General features: G+C 67.3%; 19 protein-coding genes and 1 pseudogene. 10 read left to right on the forward strand and 10 right to left on the reverse strand.

The annotated features are described in order from the left end of the window. The first annotated feature begins 61 nt into the window (after nt 1–61). Together AC5RTT_RS07045 and AC5RTT_RS07050 are read left to right on the forward strand one after the other, a co-directional pair. Nucleotides 62–1,387 carry a carboxylesterase family protein gene (locus tag AC5RTT_RS07045; RefSeq protein ID WP_494144586.1) on the forward strand — a complete coding sequence of 442 codons (1,326 nt, stop codon included), beginning with the start codon at nt 62–64 and terminating at the stop codon, nt 1,385–1,387. A gap of 13 nt (nt 1,388–1,400) precedes the next feature. Then, nucleotides 1,401–2,153: a DUF429 domain-containing protein gene (locus tag AC5RTT_RS07050; protein ID WP_494144587.1), complete on the forward strand. Its 753-nt coding sequence runs from the start codon at nt 1,401–1,403 to the stop codon at nt 2,151–2,153. Nucleotides 2,154–2,159: 6 nt separating this feature from the next. On the opposite strand, the gene AC5RTT_RS07055 is transcribed toward AC5RTT_RS07050, so the two are convergent. After that, nucleotides 2,160–4,568: a phosphoketolase family protein gene (locus AC5RTT_RS07055; RefSeq protein ID WP_494144588.1), complete on the reverse strand. Its 2,409-nt coding sequence runs from the start codon at nt 4,566–4,568 to the stop codon at nt 2,160–2,162. A gap of 167 nt (nt 4,569–4,735) precedes the next feature. On the opposite strand from AC5RTT_RS07055, the gene AC5RTT_RS07060 reads away from it, so the two are divergent. Beyond that, a complete protein-coding gene (locus AC5RTT_RS07060) occupies nt 4,736–5,335 on the forward strand; it encodes a hypothetical protein (protein WP_494144589.1) in 600 nt (199 codons plus the stop codon). Nucleotides 5,336–5,370: 35 nt separating this feature from the next. Here AC5RTT_RS07060 and AC5RTT_RS07065 read toward each other — a convergent pair whose 3' ends face one another. Both AC5RTT_RS07065 and AC5RTT_RS07070 read right to left on the reverse strand, forming a co-directional pair. Next, entirely contained in the window at nt 5,371–5,955 is a 585-nt protein-coding gene (locus tag AC5RTT_RS07065; RefSeq protein ID WP_494144590.1) for a histidine phosphatase family protein, read from the reverse strand. A 67-nt stretch (nt 5,956–6,022) separates the two neighbouring features. Then, on the reverse strand, nt 6,023–6,892 hold the full coding sequence (locus AC5RTT_RS07070) for an HAD family hydrolase (protein WP_494144591.1): 870 nt from the start codon (nt 6,890–6,892) through the stop codon (nt 6,023–6,025). A gap of 244 nt (nt 6,893–7,136) precedes the next feature. Here AC5RTT_RS07070 and AC5RTT_RS07075 point away from each other — a divergent pair, with 244 nt between their 5' ends. Next, nucleotides 7,137–8,159 (forward strand): hypothetical protein, encoded by a 1,023-nt coding sequence (locus AC5RTT_RS07075; RefSeq protein WP_494144592.1) that lies wholly within the window; start codon nt 7,137–7,139, stop codon nt 8,157–8,159. Nucleotides 8,160–8,207: 48 nt separating this feature from the next. Here AC5RTT_RS07075 and serS read toward each other — a convergent pair whose 3' ends face one another. Next, nucleotides 8,208–9,488: a serine--tRNA ligase gene (gene serS, locus AC5RTT_RS07080; RefSeq protein ID WP_494144593.1), complete on the reverse strand. Its 1,281-nt coding sequence runs from the start codon at nt 9,486–9,488 to the stop codon at nt 8,208–8,210. 92 nt (nt 9,489–9,580) lie between these two features. Here serS and AC5RTT_RS07085 point away from each other — a divergent pair, with 92 nt between their 5' ends. After that, on the forward strand, nt 9,581–10,636 hold the full coding sequence (locus tag AC5RTT_RS07085; protein ID WP_494144594.1) for a diacylglycerol/lipid kinase family protein: 1,056 nt from the start codon (nt 9,581–9,583) through the stop codon (nt 10,634–10,636). Between the two features lie 88 nt (nt 10,637–10,724). On the opposite strand, the gene AC5RTT_RS07090 is transcribed toward AC5RTT_RS07085, so the two are convergent. The 3 genes from AC5RTT_RS07090 to AC5RTT_RS07100 form a co-directional block, all read right to left on the reverse strand. Further along, nucleotides 10,725–10,931, reverse strand: coding sequence for a hypothetical protein (locus tag AC5RTT_RS07090; RefSeq protein ID WP_494011900.1), 207 nt, complete (start codon nt 10,929–10,931; stop codon nt 10,725–10,727). Nucleotides 10,932–11,022: 91 nt separating this feature from the next. Then, complete coding sequence (gene pheA, locus AC5RTT_RS07095; protein ID WP_494144595.1) at nt 11,023–12,003, reverse strand: prephenate dehydratase; 981 nt, start codon at nt 12,001–12,003, stop codon at nt 11,023–11,025. Further along, nucleotides 12,003–12,329, reverse strand: a complete 327-nt coding sequence (locus AC5RTT_RS07100) for a rhodanese-like domain-containing protein (protein WP_494144596.1) — start codon at nt 12,327–12,329, stop codon at nt 12,003–12,005. Before AC5RTT_RS07100 ends, pheA begins: the two co-directional genes overlap by 1 nt. Before the next feature lie 196 nt (nt 12,330–12,525). Here AC5RTT_RS07100 and AC5RTT_RS07105 point away from each other — a divergent pair, with 196 nt between their 5' ends. From AC5RTT_RS07105 to AC5RTT_RS07120, 4 genes are all read left to right on the forward strand, one after another. Then, complete coding sequence (locus AC5RTT_RS07105) at nt 12,526–13,932, forward strand: amidase (protein ID WP_494144597.1); 1,407 nt, start codon at nt 12,526–12,528, stop codon at nt 13,930–13,932. Nucleotides 13,933–14,183: 251 nt separating this feature from the next. Next, nucleotides 14,184–14,387: a hypothetical protein gene (locus tag AC5RTT_RS07110; protein ID WP_494144598.1), complete on the forward strand. Its 204-nt coding sequence runs from the start codon at nt 14,184–14,186 to the stop codon at nt 14,385–14,387. A gap of 110 nt (nt 14,388–14,497) precedes the next feature. Continuing rightward, nucleotides 14,498–14,857: a hypothetical protein gene (locus AC5RTT_RS07115; RefSeq protein ID WP_494144599.1), complete on the forward strand. Its 360-nt coding sequence runs from the start codon at nt 14,498–14,500 to the stop codon at nt 14,855–14,857. Between the two features lie 75 nt (nt 14,858–14,932). Next, complete coding sequence (locus tag AC5RTT_RS07120) at nt 14,933–15,370, forward strand: lipopolysaccharide assembly protein LapA domain-containing protein (RefSeq protein WP_494144600.1); 438 nt, start codon at nt 14,933–14,935, stop codon at nt 15,368–15,370. 32 nt (nt 15,371–15,402) lie between these two features. Here the strand turns inward: AC5RTT_RS07120 and AC5RTT_RS07125 are convergent, their stop codons facing one another. Then, nucleotides 15,403–15,969, reverse strand: coding sequence for a DUF4190 domain-containing protein (locus tag AC5RTT_RS07125; protein WP_494144601.1), 567 nt, complete (start codon nt 15,967–15,969; stop codon nt 15,403–15,405). Nucleotides 15,970–16,026: 57 nt separating this feature from the next. After that, the gene (locus tag AC5RTT_RS07130) at nt 16,027–16,623 is read right to left on the reverse strand and encodes a LysE/ArgO family amino acid transporter (RefSeq protein ID WP_494144602.1); all 597 of its coding nucleotides are present in this window, start codon (nt 16,621–16,623) and stop codon (nt 16,027–16,029) included. A 70-nt stretch (nt 16,624–16,693) separates the two neighbouring features. Between AC5RTT_RS07130 and AC5RTT_RS07135 the strand changes: the two genes are divergently transcribed. After that, a complete protein-coding gene (locus AC5RTT_RS07135; protein WP_494144603.1) occupies nt 16,694–17,635 on the forward strand; it encodes a LysR family transcriptional regulator ArgP in 942 nt (313 codons plus the stop codon). Here the strand turns inward: AC5RTT_RS07135 and AC5RTT_RS07140 are convergent. Beyond that, nucleotides 17,595–17,801, reverse strand: a pseudogene (locus AC5RTT_RS07140) (NERD domain-containing protein); the annotation flags it as partial. The gene AC5RTT_RS07135 and the pseudogene AC5RTT_RS07140 overlap by 41 nt on opposite strands.

Here is a 17,801-nt window from a genome sequence, read left to right on the forward strand (position 1 = left end):
AGTCCAGGAGGCGGGGATTTCTGTTGTCCCCCCATCTTGAACATGTGGAATCGTGGGACCTGTGATTTCCGAGGCTACCTTCCATCCCCCGTGCGGCCCCGTGCTCGGTTGGCGGGATGGAAACGTCCTCCGCGCAACCGGCATCCCCTATGCCACCGCCGCCAGGTTCCAGCCACCCGTCCCGGCCCCGGACTGGACGGAAACCTTCTCCGCCACCTCACTGGCGCCGGCGTGCCCGCAGGGCCCGGTCCCCTTCCTCGACGACGTACTGGGCACCCGCTACGGCGAACTTCCCGGCAGCGAGGACTGCCAGAACCTGTCCATCACCATGCCCGGGAATGTTGCCGCCGATGAGCGCCTGCCCGTCATGGTGTGGATCCACGGCGGCTCCTACACCACCGGTTCGGGCGACCTCGCGATCTTCGATCCTGCCGTGCTGGTGGCCGAGAACCGCGTGGTGGTGGTTTCCGTAACCTACCGGCTGGGACTGTTCGGATTCCTGGCCACGCACAACGGCCGGCCCGGAAACCTTGGTTTGCTGGACCAGCTGGAAGCGTTCAGGTGGGTCAAGCGGAATATCGCTGCCTTCGGCGGCGACCCCGGCCGCGTGACCGCGTTCGGCCAGTCCGCCGGCGGTGATGCGATCGCCCACCTCATGGCCACGCCGGAAGCGCCGTCGCTCTTTCAACGGGCCATCATCCAGAGCGCACCGCTGGGCATCGCCCGGGGCCGCGCGAAGATGAACCACGCCATGGGCATCGCGGCCGAAGCTGTCACCGAGGACACTTCAGCCATGGAGGTGGTGGAGCGGGAAGCGCACGTTGCCCAGGTGGCCCGCAGGTTCGGGATGCTGGCGGCCATGCCCTTCGGAACCCAGTACGGGCACGAGCCGCTGCCCGAAGAAAAGGACATCGAGGCCGCGTGGAACCGTTCCGCCCCGGGTATCGACGTGCTGATTGGACATACCTCGGAGGAAGCCCGGCTGTTCCTGCCACGGAACCCGCTGCTGATGCGGGTGGAAGACGTTCCCGTGGTGGGAGCTGCGGCGGTGCGCGCTGTGGACCGGGTGGTCACCGAAACCGTGTACGGCAGGGCGGCGCGGAAGTTCGCCCGCCGCCATGCACGCGCAGGCGGACGGGCGCACCGCTACATCCTGCACTGGCACGCCCCGGGCAACATCTTCGGTGCTGCCCACACCATTGACCTTCCGTTGCTTTTCGGCACGCGCACCACGTGGGACGGCGTGGGCCTGATCGCCGGTGCAGGCTGGGACGAGGTGGACGCCGTAGGCAGGCAGCTGCGGGCCCTCTGGGCAGGCTTCGCCCGTGGCGACGCGCTGGGTGAAGCGGGCGGCATTCCGGGGGCCCTCACCTACCACGCGGCCTGACCCAGGAGGTCACATGAAGACGCTCGGCGTGGACCTGGCTGCGGCCACCAAGAAGACTGCGGTGGCAGTCATCGAGTGGGTCGGTGGTGCAGCAAAGCTGGTGCACCTGGCGCTCGATGTGGACGACCAGGGGATCGTGGACCTGTTCGGCGCCTCCGACATGGCCGGCATCGACTGTCCCGTGGGCTGGCCGGACGCGCTGGTACCGTTCCTCACCGGGCACGCAGCCTTCGACGCCGGTCCGGTCCTTGCGCACGACGGCATCGCGGGCCGGCGCCTCCTTGCCTACCGCGATACGGACCGGTTCGTCACCGCCCGCACAGGCCTCATCCCGCTGAGCGTCTCCGCGGACCGGCTGGCCCATCCCGCCATGCGCTGCGCCGTGATCCAGGCAAAGATCGCGGCACTCCACGGGCCGCAGGCAAGGGACGGCTCCGGCCGGCTGGCGGAGGTCTACCCCGCAGCTTCGCTGAAGATTTGGGGACTCCATGGCCGCGGCTACAAAGGAGGCGGCGTTCCCGAGTCGGAACGGCTCGGCGTGTTGCTGGACGCTTTGCGAAGCCAGGCGCCCTGGCTGGACCTGGCCGGGCACGCGGACAGACTTGCCGGATCGGACGACCTGTTTGACGCCGTCGTCGCCTCCCTCACAGCCCGCGCCGTGGCCCGCCGTCGTACGCTCCTGCCTGTCGGTGAAGACACAGCAGCCGCCCGCAGTGAGGGGTGGATCCACCTGCCATCCTGCGCTCTGGAAGAGCTGGTGGACTGAAGCTGGTCAGCTCCCGAGCTTCCAGTTCCTGATCTCCTCCGGGTCCTCGCCATGGGTGCGGGTGTGCTCCCACGCCCTCATGCGCCAGTCCTGCAGGTCCTGCCGGAGGAGCGAGTGCTTCTCCGCCAGCCCCGGAACGCGGTCGATCGCGTCGATGGCGAGCTGGAACCGGTCGATGCCGTTGAGCATGGCCATGTCGAACGGCGTGGTGGTGGTCCCCTCCTCCTTGTAGCCGCGCACGTGCAGGCCTTCCTGGTTGGCGCGGCGGTACGTGAGCCGGTGAATCAGCGCCGGATAGCCGTGGTACGCGAAGATGATCGGCTTGTCAGCGGTGAAGATCCCGTCAAAGTCGCGGGCCGGGAGCCCGTGCGGGTGCTCGCTCGAGTCCTGCAGGCGCATCAGGTCCACCACGTTGACCACGCGGACCTTCAGTCCGGGGGCACCTTTGCGGAGGAGTTCCGCCGCTGCCACGGTTTCCACGGTGGGGACGTCGCCGGCGCAGGCAAGGACGACGTCGGGCTCCTCGCCCGGCACCTCCGACCCCGCGAACGTCCAGATCCCGAGGCCGCGGCGGCAGTGGCTGGCGGCATCTGCCGGCCCCAGCCAGGTGGGCGAGGGCTGCTTGCCACTGACCACGATATTCACGTAGTCCGTGGACGCCAGGCAGTGCTCCATGACGGACAGCAGGGTGTTGGCGTCGGCCGGCAGGTAGACCCGGATGACCTCGGCCTTCTTGTTCACCGCATGGTCGATGAACCCGGGATCCTGGTGCGAGAACCCGTTGTGGTCCTGCTGCCAGACGTGCGAGGACAGCAGGTAGTTCAGCGACGCCACCGGTTGGCGCCACGGCAGCTTGCGGTGCACCTTCAGCCACTTGGCGTGCTGGTTGAACATGGAATCCACAATGTGGATGAACGCCTCGTAGCAGCTGAAAACCCCGTGCCGGCCGGTCAGCAGGTAGCCCTCGAGCCAGCCCTGGCACAGGTGCTCACTCAGGACCTCCATGACCCGGCCGGACCGCGCAAGGTGCTCGTCGACGTCGTCGATCCGGTACTGCCACACCTTGTCCGTGACCTCGTAGACGTTCTGCAGCCGGTTCGACGCCGTCTCGTCCGGGCCAAAGAGGCGGAAGTTTTCCATGTTCAGGGAAATGACGTCCCGCATCCATGAGCCCAGGGTGATCATCGGACTGACCCGCTCCGTGCCGGGGGCTGGGACCTCCACGGCGTGGTCCCGGTACCGGGGCAACTTCAGTGCACGCCGGAGGAGGCCGCCGTTGGCGTGCGGCGTGGCGCTCATCCGGAAGTTTCCGGTTGGCGCCCCCTCGGCGACATCGGGCCGGAGCCGCCCGTCGCCGTCGAACAGTTCTTCGGGGCGGTAGGACTTCAGCCACTCCTCGAGCTGCCTCAGGTGGTCCCCGTTGGACCGCACCTCCGAGAGCGGGACCTGGTGGCTGCGCCACGTGCCCTCCACCTGCTTACCGTCAACGCTACGCGGCCCGGTCCAGCCCTTGGGCGAGCGCAGCACGATCATGGGCCAGCGCGGCGCTCCCTGGTCCGCGGCATCCCGGTTTTCGGAATTTTCGGCGGGGACCCGGTAGGCGTCCTGGATGGCGCGGATGTCCGCCATGCACCGGTCGAGCGCTTCGGCGAAGTCGCGGTGCGCTTTTTCAAAGGCATCGGGGTCGTCCACAGTGACGAAGTACGGCTCGTGACCGTAGCCGCGCAGCAGCTGTTCCAGTTGCTGCTCCGGCATCCGTGCCAGGACGGTGGGGTTGGCGATCTTGTAGCCGTTGAGGTGCAGGATGGGCAGCACGGCGCCGTCGGCTGCGGGGTCCAGGAAGTTGTGGGAGTGCCAGCTGGCGGCCAGCGGCCCGGTTTCGGCCTCGCCGTCGCCAATCACGACGGCGGTGACCAGCTGGGGGTTGTCGAACACCGAACCGTAGGCGTGGGCCAGCGAGTAGCCCAGTTCACCGCCCTCGCTGATGGAGCCGGGGCTCTCCGGGGCGGCGTGGCTGGGGATGCCGCCCGGGTAGGAGAACTGGCGGAAGAGCTCCGCCATGCCCTCGGCGTCGTTGCCCACGTGGGCGTAGATCTCGGAGTAGGTGCCTTCCAGCCAGGCATTGGCGACGACGGCGGGGCCGCCGTGGCCGGGTCCGGCCACGAAGAGCATCTCGGTGGAGTCGCGGCGGATCACGCGGTTCAGGTGTGCATAGACGAAGTTCAGTCCCGGGGTGGTCCCCCAGTGCCCCAGCAGCCTGGATTTGGTGTGCTCCGCTGTGAGCGGTTCACGCAGCAGCGGGTTGGAGCGGAGGTAGATCTGGCCAACGGAAAGGTAGTTGGCGGCCCGCCACCACCGGTCCACGAGTTCGAGTTCTTCCTGCCCTGTCTCTTCCTGCCCCATGCTGCCGGTCATAGCCATCCTCACGTCGCGTCCGCCGCCTTCCGGCAGCCGTCACTCCATCGCAACAGATGGGCCGGGCCGAGGCAACTGTTGGTGGCAGGATCGGGTCCGTCATGCGGCTTGACCAGTCGTAACACGGAAGTTCCGGGCTTCCTACCACCGGGTAGTGTGTACCCAGAATGTTCACGCTGACTATCAATCAAACGGACAGCCGGCGCGATGGGGACCGGGTTCCGCAGCTCCTCAAGGACCTGCGGCATATTCCGGCGCGCCTGGACTTTGACCGTTCCGTGGAGGATGAGGTGCAGGGCATCGTCGACTGCCCGCACCAGGCGGTGGACGCAGCACTGATCGCCCTGCGCAGCGGCTTATGGTACGTGGGGATCGGCGTGGGACCGGTGAGCGAGCCGCTGCCCAACCAGATCAAGGACGCCTCGGGACACGGCCTCGTCTATGCGCGCCGGGCGGTGGACCGGCTGCGCAGCAGCAAGGAGCGGGTTCCCGTGGCGGTCGAGGGTCCGTTGGCGGACGTGGCGCACGACGCCGAGGCGGTACTCCGGCTGCTCGGCCATATTGTTCGCGACAGGTCCGGCGCCGAGTGGCGGGTGCTGGACCTGCTCACGCCCGGCGTACGGGGCCAGCAGAAGGCCGTGGCGCAGGAGCTGGGGATCACCACGCAGGCCGTCAGCAAGGCGGTGGCACGGGCGCAGTGGAACGAGGAGCACGCAGCCCGGCCCGCGGCGGCCAGGCTGCTGGGACTGATCCTCGAGGTGCGCTGACCCGGCAAAGCCGCCGTCCGCCGTCGGGCTTGTTTCTAGCTTGAGGTGGCCGCCAGCACAGGCTCACCGTTGAAGTATTCAAGCTGCCAGCCCTCGATGGCGTGGTGGTGCGCCAGGTTGAGCACGGCGTTGTTGACGCTCGCCAGGGTCTGCCCGGTGGCGCGGCTCAGGGTGACGCGCAGCAGGGTGCCGTGCGTGACCACAAGGAGGCGCTGGCCGCGGAACTCTTCGGCAAGGGCTTCCAGCGCGGCGAGGCCGCGGGTTGCTGCCTCATCCTCGCTCTCGGCGCCCTTGAAGCCGCCAGGGACGCGCAGCGCCTCAAGCTCGGGCCCTGCCTGCATGCCCTCGGCCGGGCCGAAGCTGCGCTCGGTCAGTTCCGGAACGCGCCGGGCCACGGGCAGGCCCAGTCCTTCGGCGATCAGGTCCGCCGTTTCCGCTGCACGGCTCAGCGGCGAGGAAACGATGGCGTCCCACTGGTAGGGGGCGAGGACTGCGACGGCGTCACGCGCCTGGCCGCGGCCGACGTCGTTCAGGGGGATGTCAGTGGCTCCCTGCAGCCGGCGTTCGGCGTTCCAGTCAGTCTGGCCGTGGCGGACGAGGGCGAACGTCGTAAGGGTCATGGTTCCTATTCTGCCTTGGCTGCAGGCCGGGACCGGAATCGCGGCAGTGGGGGCGTCTTCGGGCGCCCTACAGGAGGCTGCGCAGCACGTGGGCGGCGCCGTCGTCGAAAACGGACTTGGTGACCTCGTCTGCGACGGCGATGACCTCCTCGGGTGCCTGGCCCATGGCCACGCCCCTGCCGGCCCAAGTCAGCATCTCGATGTCGTTCCGGCCGTCGCCAATGGCAACGGTGAGGTCCGGGTCGATGCCGAGCTGGAGACGGAGGTTCTCCAGGGCGCTGGCCTTGGTCACGCCGGCCGCTGCGATGTCCAGCCACGCCGTCCAGCCGACGGAGTACGTCACCCCGGCCAGGCCGATGTGCTCAATCGCCTCGTTGAACTCCTCCGGCGTGTTTTCCGTGCTGAAGACGACGACGCGCACTGCCGTGGCTTCGAGCATGGTGTGGAAGTCCACGCCAACGGCTTCCACCCCGAAGCTGGCGTCCTGGAACCGCTCGGTGGAGAGGAAGTTCCCGTCAGCATCCTCTAGCGCGTACTTGGCGGACGGAAGGCGTTCGCGGAGGGCGCGGAGGGCGGGGGCGGGGTCGAAGGTGGCCTTGTGGATGACCTCGTAGCCGTTCTCGAGTTCGGGGTGGAGGCGCAGGGTCACGCCGCCATTGCAGCAGACCGCGTACCCACGCTCGATGCCGATTTTCTCGATGATGGGCAGGGCGGCGTTCAGGGACCGGCCGGTGGCAATCATCACCTCGTGTCCCACACCCACCACGGCCTGTGCCGCTTCCCGGACACCCGGCGACATGTGGCCGTCATGGTCCACGAGCGTGCCGTCCACGTCCAGGGCCACCATGAGCTTCCGGCCGTTCTGGCCCTCAATGTTGTTCTGGTTGTCTCGCCGGTCATCGTTGCCGGCGACTGAGGCTTCAGTCAGCGTTGTCATCCATCTAGTAGAACAGACACCCCTGACGCCCGGTAGGACGCGCGCCACAGGTTAGCTGAACACCGGGTAAATAATCACAGGTTGTCCCCCGTGTGACTGTTTACCTTGCGCTCCCCAGCAGGTGGACATTTCCCCGCCGCATGTTCGGGGGAATAGCCCATGCAGCGGGGAAGTTTCAGCTCGTTGTCCACATGCTGCCACTCCCTCATAGCTGCGAAGGCCAAACCCCTCCCAGCATGGGGTCATGGAATTCGAACCCCCGGCCCTGATTCTCGCCAGCCGTCGTCGTGCCCTCACGGGAAGCAGCCGAGACCTTAGCCGTGGTTACAGCGCCGGCACCCTGATCAGGGTCAGGACGGGCGTCTATTTCGACAAGACCGCGTGGCTCGCCCTCAAACCGTGGCAGCGCTACATCACAACCGTGGCTGCTATCGCCGCATGCGATCCGGCAACTACATTTTGCTACCTGACCGCCCTGCGCATCTGGCAGCTGCCAACCCCGGCAGTTCCTCCCCACATCCACGTCATCACAGCTTCGCCGCACAAGGCGGGCCGCTTTCCGCCCACAACAAGCGCCGCCAAGGACCTCAAGACGGGCCTGAGCGGCCTGGAGAATGTCCGCAGCTATGGCGTCAGCCGGCATTACTGGTCCGCGGACACGGCGCAGCACCTCGGGTACACGGTGACTTCATTGCTCCAAACCGTGTTGGACTGCATCATGCGGTTGGAACTTCCGGAAGCTGTAGCTGTGGCCGATGCGGTGCTGGGAGCCCGCCGGCGGCAGGACGAGAGGCTGACCCGGCTAGAACTGGCTGAAGCGGCAGCGCGCCTGACCTCCGCAACCAAGCGACGCAGAGTGGAGCTTGTGCTTGCTCTCGCCGATGAGGCCTCAGAGTCGGTTGGAGAATCACGGAGCAGAGTTCTCATGCACGTCCTTGGGCTGCCCGCGCCGGCTCTTCAGTACACATTCGCTGATGCCGACGGTTTCATTGCACGGACGGACTTTTTCTGGCGGGAGTTCGGGGTTATCGGTGAGTTCGACGGCGACGCCAAGTACCTCGACGACGGCCTGCTGGGTGGGCAGAGTGCGCGGGAAGCGATTCTGGCCGAGAAAAAGCGCGAGGACCGGCTCCGTGCCCTCGGCTACAAAGTTGTCCGGTGGGATTGGAAGACGTTGTCCGACCCGGACGGGCTGCGCCGCAAACTCGTGGCGGCTGGGGTAGATCCGGAAAAGTCCCCGCCGCACGGTCTTCTCCCCTCAACATGACAAGGGGAATGGACCACGAGACGGGGACTTCCTAGAAAACCCGGACGGCTACAGGACCGGCAGCACCTCGAGGCCGCCCAGGTACTTCTGCATTGCCTTGGGGACGTTCACGGAGCCGTCCGCGTTCTGGTGGTGCTCCAGCAGCGCCACAATCCAGCGGGTGGTGGCGAGGGTGCCGTTGAGCGTGGCCACAGCCCGGGTGCCCTTGGCCACACCATCCGGGTTCACCGCCCGCTCGCGGATGTTCAGGCGGCGCGCCTGGAACGTGGTGCAGTTGGAGGTGGAGGTCAGCTCGCGGTAGGCGCCCTGGGTGGGGACCCAGGCTTCGCAGTCGAACTTGCGGGCGGCGGAGGTGCCAAGGTCGCCGGCGGCGGTGTCAATGACCCGGTACGGCAGCTCGCACTTGGCCAGCATTTCCTCTTCCCATGCCAGCAGCCGCTGGTGTTCGGCGGCGGCTTCCTCAACCGTGGTGTAAATGAACATCTCCACTTTGTTGAACTGGTGCACGCGGATGATGCCGCGGGTGTCCTTGCCGTGGGACCCCGCCTCGCGCCGGTAGCAGGAACTCTGACCGGCGTAACGGATTGGGCCCGCCGAGAAGTCCAGGATCTCGTCGGCATGGTAGCCGGCCAGGGAAACCTCCGAGGTGCCCACCAGGTAAAGGTCGTCTTCGGCGAGGCGGTAGATCTCGGCGTCGTGCTTCACATCGAAGCCGGTACCCTGCATGGTTTCGGGGCGCACCAGGGTGGGGGTGATCATCGGAATGAAGCCGTTCTCGATGGCCTGGTCCATGGCCATCTGCAGCAGCGCCATCTCCAGCCGGGCGCCCACGCCGCGGAGGAAGTAGAAGCGTGCGCCGGACACCTTGGCGCCGCGCTCCATGTCGATGGCACCGATCAGCTCGCCGATCTCCAGGTGGTCGCGCGGCTCAAAGTCGGGGAATTCGCGCGGCGTGCCAACGGTCTTGACCACTACGTAGTCGTCCTCGCCGCCCTCGGGAACGCCGTCCTCGATGAGGTTTGGGATGGTGCGCAGGAGTTCCTCGTGCTTGGTCTGCGCGGCATCGGCTTCGGCAGAGGCCGCCTTGACCGAATTAGCGAGTTCCTTGACCTCGGCCAGCAGGGCCTGCTTCTCCTCGCCCTTGGCCTGGGCCACCTTCTTGCCGAAGGCGTTCTGCTCGGCCCGCAGGTTTTCGAAGCGGATCAGCGCTGCCCGGCGGGCGGAATCCGCGGCGATGATCGCGTCCACCACTGATTCGTCCGCGCCGCGGGCGCGCTGGCTGGCACGGAACTTGTCCGGGTTTTCGCTGAGGTCTTTTACGTCGATCACCATCCAAGGGTATCCAAAAGAATGCACGACGTCGGGCGGTTACGGAGCGCGCCGGACCGGGCCACCTTCCGCCGGGCTACTGTTGAACCACCATGAGCGACTGGATTCTCTACCTGCTGATCGGGGTGGCGCTTGCCTTCGCCATCTCCAGCTGGTGGGGCGTGCGCAAGCTCAAGGCCCTCCACGTGCGCAGCGTGGTGGGCGAAGACGCGCACGAATCCGGGCTCACCCAGCAGCGGGTTGCCGTGATCCTGAACCCCATCAAGACGCGGGCCGACGAGGCGATCTACGCCATCCGGCGCGCCTGCCTCAGCGCGGGCTGGGAGGAGCCCGCCATTTTCGAGACCACCGTGGACGATCCCGGCTATTCCCAGGCGCGGGCCGCCCTGGCAGCCAAGCCCGACGTCGTCCTGGTGGGCGGTGGGGACGGCACGGTCCGGGTGGTGGCCGAGTCCTTGGCGCATACCGGCGTGGCGATGGGCATCGTTCCGCTGGGAACGGGAAACCTGCTGGCACGCAACGTGGAGCTGGACATCAATGATGTGCAGGGCAACGTCCAGACTGCGCTTTTCGGCCGGCAACGCTTCATCGACACGGCCCGGATGGGAATCGTTAATTCCCGCACCGGGCACTCCTCGGAGCACGTCTTCCTGGTCATCGCCGGCATCGGCATGGACGCCGAGGTCCTTGCCGACACGAATGACGGGCTGAAAAAAGCCGTGGGCTGGCTGGCCTACACCGAGGCCGGGATGCGGCACCTTCCCGGCCGGCGGAAGAAGGTTTCCATTTCGCTGGACGGCGGCCCGGAACAGGTCCGGAACATCCGCAGCGTGCTCTTTGCCAACTGCGGCCTGGTGCCGGGCGGCATCGATTTCATCCCGCAGGCCATGATTGACGACGGCATGCTGGACGTGGTGGTGATGAGCCCGCGCAGTGCCCTCGGCTGGCTGCTGATGTATATGAAGATCATGTTCAAGCACAGCGGAAAGCTGCCTATCATGACGGTCTACCGCTCCGGACGGGTGGTCATCGATTGCCCCGAGCCCATGCCCACCCAGCTCGACGGCGACACGTCGGGTGAGGCCACGCGGCTCACCGTGCAGGTGGATCCACGGTCGCTGCTGATCAGGGTCAAAGGCCAGATATAGGACGACGGCGGCAGGGCCGGCGGGTGCCTGGGCGGCGTATGAGTTTTGTGTTGGATTGTCCAGACGGCGGAAACGGCTGGCTTCAGCCCTAGTCGCTTGAGTCCTTCGCGGCTTCGGCGGCGGCCTTTGCTGCGGCACGCGCTTCGGACTGCTCGCGGATCATGGCCTGTTCCTCTTCGAAGCGCAGGCGGTCAGCACGGTCTGCATCGTCACCGTCCCAGTCCTGGTTATCGGCGGTGGGCCGGGGATTGACGATCATTCCCTGGCCATCGTTTTCGGTGCTGCTGGTAGTCATGACCCGCTCCCTTCATTAGGGGCCATCCCTGTGGATCAAGTAAGCATACGCACTGTCCACAGCCCCGGGAAGTACCCGGAACGCCAATTGCCTACGCTGTGGGCGAAGCGGCGGAAGCGTTTTCCGCCGCTTCTGACAACGGCTCAAGGAGGGACCCCACCCATGCCTGCGCCGCAGCGAACGCGGCATCGGAGGTGTGGGCTTCCTCTGCGGTTTCCTGCCCGTCGGCACGCGGATAGGAGCCGAGGAACCGAGTATTGGGGCTGATCCGGTGCAGGCCGGCGAGGGCATCCGCAACCCGGGCGTCGCCAACGTGGCCGTCGGCGTCGATGCTGAAGAAGTAGTGCCCCAGGTACTGCCCGGTGGGGCGGGACTCAATCCTGCTGAGGTTCACGCCGCGGCTCGCGAACTGATCCAGGATCTCCATCAGGGCACCCGGGCGGTCTTCGGGAAGGGGAACAACCACAGTGGTTTTGTCAGCACCCGTCCGGTCCGGGAGCAGGCCGGGCCGGCTGACCAGAACGAAGCGGGTCACAGCCCCCGGGTTGTCCCCGATGTTCTCGGCAAGCACGGACAGCCCCCGCTGTTCCGTGGCCACGAGTGGCGCGCAGATCGCGGCGTCGTAATGGCAGTCCTCGGCCAGCAGGCCCATTGCTGCAGCAGCGGTTGAGGATCCGGGCACGTATTCCGCTGCCGGAAGGTGCCTGTCCATCCACAGCCGGCACTGTGCCCACGCATGTCCGTGGGTAGATACACGCCGCACGTCCTCCAGCCGGATACCGGGCCGGGCCACCAGGACGAAGCTGATGGGCACCAGGACCTCCCTGATGATCCGCAGTTCGGTGCCGCCGGCGATGGCGTCCAGGGTGGCCGTCACGCCGCCTTCCACCGAGTTCTCGATGGGAACCATGGCGGCGCCGGCGGATCCTTCGCGGACCAGGTCCAGCGCAGCGTTAACGTTCGACGCCGGGATCCGGGTGGCCGCCGCGGCATCCGGAACCTGCATCAGGGCGGCCTCGGTGAAGGTTCCCTCGGGACCGAGGAAGGCGTAGGTGGCGGCTGATGCGGGCATCAGAGGACGATCGGCTTGAGCCCGTTGTCCGAGACCAGGGGTTTTCCGAGCTCCAGCCACTGGTCCATGCCGCCGGCTACGTTGATGGCGGTGTAGCCCTGGCCTGTGAGCCATTGGGCCACGCGGAACGAGCGGCCTCCTGTGCGGCAGATGATGTAGAGGTCCTCGTCCGGGTCGATTTCGTCGAGCCGGGCGGGGATCTGGTCCATGGGGATGTGGACAGCCCCCTCGGCGTGCCCAGCCACCCATTCATAGTCCTCCCGGACATCCAGCACCACGGCGCCGTCGGGGATGTCGTGGACGGGAACGGTATCGAAATCACTCATGGCAAGTCCTGTCGTGGCGGATCGGAGTCAGCTTAAAGCCTAGTGCTTTGGCCGCCGCCGGGCCCGGTGGACCGGGCAAGTTACTCTTCTAGGGAATCGAAAGGAGGACGCGTGCCCGCAGACCAGCCCAGCATTACGGCCGGCTCCACAACCTTCGGGACCAGCACCACCAACCAGCGCACCGGGCCCCGGCACAGTGGCTGAGCTCCACGAACTGTCCGCCGTCGAACTGCGCCACAGCCTGCGAAGTGGAGACGTTCGGGCAGCGGACGTTGCCGCCCATTTCCTGGCACGGATAGAACAGCGCAACCCCCTGCTGGGTGCCTTCATCACCGTCACGGCGGAGCAGGCAATGGCGGAAGCGCGTGCCGCGGATGCCCGGCGTTCCAGCGCGGGAGGGGAGGAACTGCCCGTCCTGCATGGCATGCCGCTGGCCTTCAAGGACCTCACCGATGTTGCGGGCGTCGTCACCACCCACGGAAGCGCCGCCCTGGAGCACAAGCCCGCGCCGGCGGACGCGCCCCTGGTGGCGCTGATGAAGGAATCCGGCGTGGTCTGCCTGGGAAAGACGCAGGTTCCCGAGTTCGGACTGACGGCCTACAGCGAAAACCGGATCGCGCCGCCGTCGCGCAATCCCCACGCTCCCAGCAGGAGCTCCGGCGGGTCCTCGGGCGGCAGCGCCGCCGCCGTGGCGGCAGGCCTGCTCCCCTTCGCTCCGGGGACCGACGGCGGCGGTTCCGTCCGCATTCCTGCGGCCGCCTGTGGACTGGTGGGACTGAAACCCGGCAGGGGCCTGGTGCCCGCCGGGGAAAGCCAGGGTGATCCTGCGCGGCTGGTGGTGCCAGGGCCCCTCGCCAGAAGCGCCGCGGATGCAGCGCTGTTGCTGGATGCCATGGTGCCCGGCGGCGGGTATCTGCAGGCGATCGGGCAGGAGCCGCCACGGCTGCGGATCGGCGTCACCTTGGACAGCCCCTGGTCCGGCACGTACCCGTTCACGCCGGAGCGGGAAGCATTGGACGCGCTTGAGGCCGGGGAAAAGCTCCTGGCCCACGCCGGACATGTTGTTGCCGAAGCCGCCGTCCGATATGACAACCGCTACCCGGAGGCCTTCACCACCGCCTGGACCGCAGGAGTGGGCACGGCCCGGATCAGCCCGCAGCGCGAAGCCCTGCTGGCCCCGCTGACACACACCTTCCGCCGCCGGGCCCAGCAGCGCAGCCCAGCCAAGCTTGCCGAAGCACTCGCGTTCCTGCGGAAGTTCCAGCAGGACACGGTGACGCAGTACGCGCAGTGGGACCTGATGCTGATGCCGGCGTTGGCCCAGACCCCGCGTCCCGTGGGCTGGTTCACCGGGACGGCACATGGCGGCGACCGCTGGCCTGCCGCCCAGTGGCCGGGGGACGCCGACGGCGACTACCGGCGCCAGTGTGAATTCGCACCCTGGTCGTCAATGGTCAATGTGTGCGGACTGCCGGCCATTACCGTCCCGGTGCATTGGACGGGCGCGGCCCCCGGCCAGGGCCTTCCAATGGGGATCCAGCTGGTGGGCCCTCAGGGTTCCGAGCTGCTGCTCCTGCAGGTGGCGCGCCAGCTGGGCTTCTAGCCGGCGGGTTGTTGACCTTGCCATGACGGGACGCTGCGCCCTGGTGCACCTTCCGACCGGCAGGACCTGCCTCTTGCCGCTCGGCCATCAGGGGGCGTGCGAATTCCACGGCCCGCAGGAGGCCGAGTCGGCGGCCGGCGCTTCCTCCTGACAGTCCGCGTTTTATGGACGGCGAATGTTCCCGGCAGCGTATCGACTCCCCCGCCTATCAGGAGGACGATTAAAGGGCAGTCACTATAAGGAGGTCTGTGATGTGCTACGGATACAACAAGGACTTCGGGTGGGAACACAAGAAGGAAACCAACCGCCAGCCTGAAGCCAAGCAGGACACTCCGGCGGAAACCCCGGAGCCGCGGATCAAGGCGCAGGACTACACGTTCTGGGCTTTCCCGAACTGGCGCAGGACGCCGACTCCCCGCACCCCCTCCGCTGAACGGAGCAGGGAACGGGTGTGATGCGCCGCTGACCACAGAGGGGCCTCCGCCGGAGGCCCTTCTGTCGTGGAAGGCGCTCCCTTAGCCGGCACGCGCGCAAGAGACTGGCCGGTACACAGGAGAATGGACGCATGCAGGGACAGTTCGTGCACGTGGCAGCCCTCCGAATGGACCCCCACGAGGATCCCGCGGCGCCGGGGGCAGCAGTCACCGAGGCTTTGTGCGGAAGCTGGGAGCACCCTCCACCCTGCCCGCTCGCAGCCCACCACACGTCAGCCGAGCGGGACGCTGACAGGTTGATGCTGCGGACCATCTTCGCAGCGGACACTGGCCAGGAAGGCGAAGTCCGCCGTCGGATTGACGCGGCACTCACCCGCGGATCCATGGCCGGCCGGGACGGAAGACTCTCCCGGTGGACCCTGGTGGGAGCTGGACCAGGCGAACTGACGGCGGCGGAACGCGAGCACGCTGAGCGCATCGCCGGCACGTAGCGGTGTTGTGCCGGCCGAAACCCTCCGGCTAAGGTGGCATAATAAGCATGCTTATGATTAAGGAAGGGGACGGTAATGAGTGCTGGACAGTACACACCGGGGACCGGAGACCAGCCCGAGCCGGGGCCCGATGGGAATTACCAGGCCGAACGCGCCGGCGGAACCGCAGCGCCAAACCAGGGGCAGGCAGGTCCTGCGCCCACCAGTCCTGCGCCCTCTGGCCCTGCACCCTCGCAGCCCGCGGCGGCAGAACCGCGGGTGACGCGCGCCGGCGTCGTTTGGGCGGCCGTGGTGGCGGCGCTGGTCCTGCTAATCCTGCTCATCATCTTCATCCTCCAGAACCAGGACCTGGTGCTGGTCCGGTTCCTTGGCCTCGAAGGTGCCCTCCCGCTGGGCATGGCATTGTTTATCGCCAGCGTTACCGGCGGGGTCCTGGTGGCCGCTGCCGGCGGCGCCCGCATCCTCCAGCTCCGCGCCAACGCCCGCCGCGCCAGGACCGCCCAGCGAAGGTAGACGGCGCAGTCAACCTTCAGTAAGCCCGGGATTTAGTAGGTATATGATCCACTGGAGCCGGCGTAGGCAAGCCCGATGATGAGCAGCAGCCAGAACGCACCGTAGCCAAGCAGGCACAGGTAGCCCAGGACCAGCCCCGTGATGGACATGCCCCTGCCGGACGGCTCGCGCTTGAGCGCCATGTGCCCGGTCACGATCGCCGCAATCTGCGGGAGCAGCAGCCACCCCATGATCACGGACGCGATGCCGCACACCATGCTGGCGATGCTCAGCGTCTTGGGCTCGGCGGGCACGCCGTAATAGGAAGGCTGCCCGTAGGAGGTAGCCGGCTGGGAGTAAGGTGCAGCTCCCGGCGCATACTGGCCCCCGCCGTACTGGCTTCCGCTGTATTGTCCGCCGTACTGGTTGCCCTGGGCGTACGGCCCCTGGCCGTAGGCCGGCTGGGACGGCGCGTCGGAGCCGTAAGGCGGCACGAAGCGGGGCGGCTCGTAGCCGGATGGGGTTTCCGCGTCCGACGGCGGCACGCCGGGCTGGGAGGCCGGGTTCCGCGAGGAGTGGGGCCACCGGGAATCGGGGCGCTGGGAAGGCTGGTCAGTCATGGTTTTCCCCCTGGGATTTTGGTTCCAGCCTATCGCCTGCCCGGCTTCCCGGAACGGTCACTGCAGGACGAGTTTCACCGCCAGGGCAAGCATGACGATACCGATCACCACGTCCACCGCCCGCCAAGTCCGGGGGCTGCCCAGGACACCCGCGAGCGCCCGGGCGCCGTAGCCCAGCGCCGAGAACCACAGGACACTGCCCGCTACTGCCCCGCCGGCATAGACCCACCGCAGGTCCGGTCCCTGCTGGTTGGCGAGGCTGCCCACCAGCACCACGGTGTCGAGGTACACGTGAGGGTTCAGGAAGGTCAGCGCCACCGCTGTGGCCACCACGGATCCCTTTGACCGTGGCGGCTCCTCGTGGAGGCCGGAGGGCTTCAGTGCAGCGGCAAAGGAGTGGAACGCGAACCACACCAAGTACGCGGCACCGCCCCAGCGCAGCACCTCCAGCGCTTCGGGGAACCGCGTGACCAGGGCGCCGATCCCGGCAGTGCCGCCAAGGATGAGGGCGGCGTCGCCCGCCATGCACACGGCCACCACGGCGCCGATGTGTTCCCGGCGGATGCCCTGGCGCAGGACGAAGGCGTTCTGGGCGCCGATCGCTACGATCAGCGCCAAGCCGGTCAGCATTCCGCTGATTCCTGTGGTCCACATGTCTTCGACGGTACGGACATTGCAAGATGAAGACAAACAATAGATTTTTAAGGACCATTAGAATTCCTTCATGAACTTCGAACACCTGCGGGCCCTCACCGCTGTCATCGACGAAGGCACCTTCGAAGCTGCGGCAGACCTCCTGCGGCTGACCCCGTCGGCCGTCAGCCAGCGCATCAAAGCGCTGGAGGCCTCGACAGGCCGGGTGCTGGTGCGCCGCCGGGTGCCCTGCACTGCCACCGACGCTGGGATGGTGCTGCTCCGGATGGCGCGCCAGGTGCAGGTCCTGGAAGCAGAGGCTTCGGCAGCCCTCGGCAACGGCGTTGCTTCCCGGGCGCAGCTGCCGGTCGCCGTCAACGCGGACTCGCTGGCCACCTGGTTCGTTCCGGTCCTGCACGAGGCCGCTGGCTGGCAGGACACCACGCTCGACCTGCACGTCGAAGACCAGGGGTTCAGCAGCCAGCTCCTGCGCCAGGGTGATGTCATGGGCGCCGTAACCTCCGATCCCGTCCCGGTTAACGGCTGCCGGGTGGAGCTGCTGGGCCACATGCGGTACATCCCCGTGGCCGCCGCCGGACTGCACCAACAGCTAGCCGGCTCCAACGGTGTGGACTGGGCGGACATTCCGGTGCTGAAGTTCAATGCCAAGGACAACCTCCAGCGCCAGCTGCTGGCGGCCAAGGGCGTGGAACACCCGCCGCCGGCGCACACCGTCCCTTCGTCCGAGGGCTTTCTCGCAGCCATTAAGGCCGGGCTGGGCTGGGGCATGATTCCCGAACTGCAGCTCGGCAATGAGCTGGCCGAGGGGTCACTTGTCCTGCTTGAAGAGGACGCCCACGAGGACGTACCCCTCTACTGGCAGTCCTGGACGCTCGATTCGGCGAGGTTGCACCGGATCACCGGGACCATCCGGGACGCCGGCCGCCACCGGCTGCTCCCCGCCGCGGCGGAGGGCGGGAAGGGCAACCGACCTAGCGGGTCCAGTACGGCAGGACGTACACCGCGAAGATAACGAAAGCAGCGAGGAGGGCCAGTGTCCCGGCACTTGTTCCGCCGTGCGGATGTGCCCTGGCGTTGCGGCCGGGCCGGGCAGTCCCCGGCTGGCCGCCGCCGGGAAGACCACGCCCGGCCGGGTACCGTGCGATGCTGCCGCTGCGGGCCCGGTTGCCGCCGGCATT

The organism is Arthrobacter sp. Y3221157 (assembly GCF_059089865.1).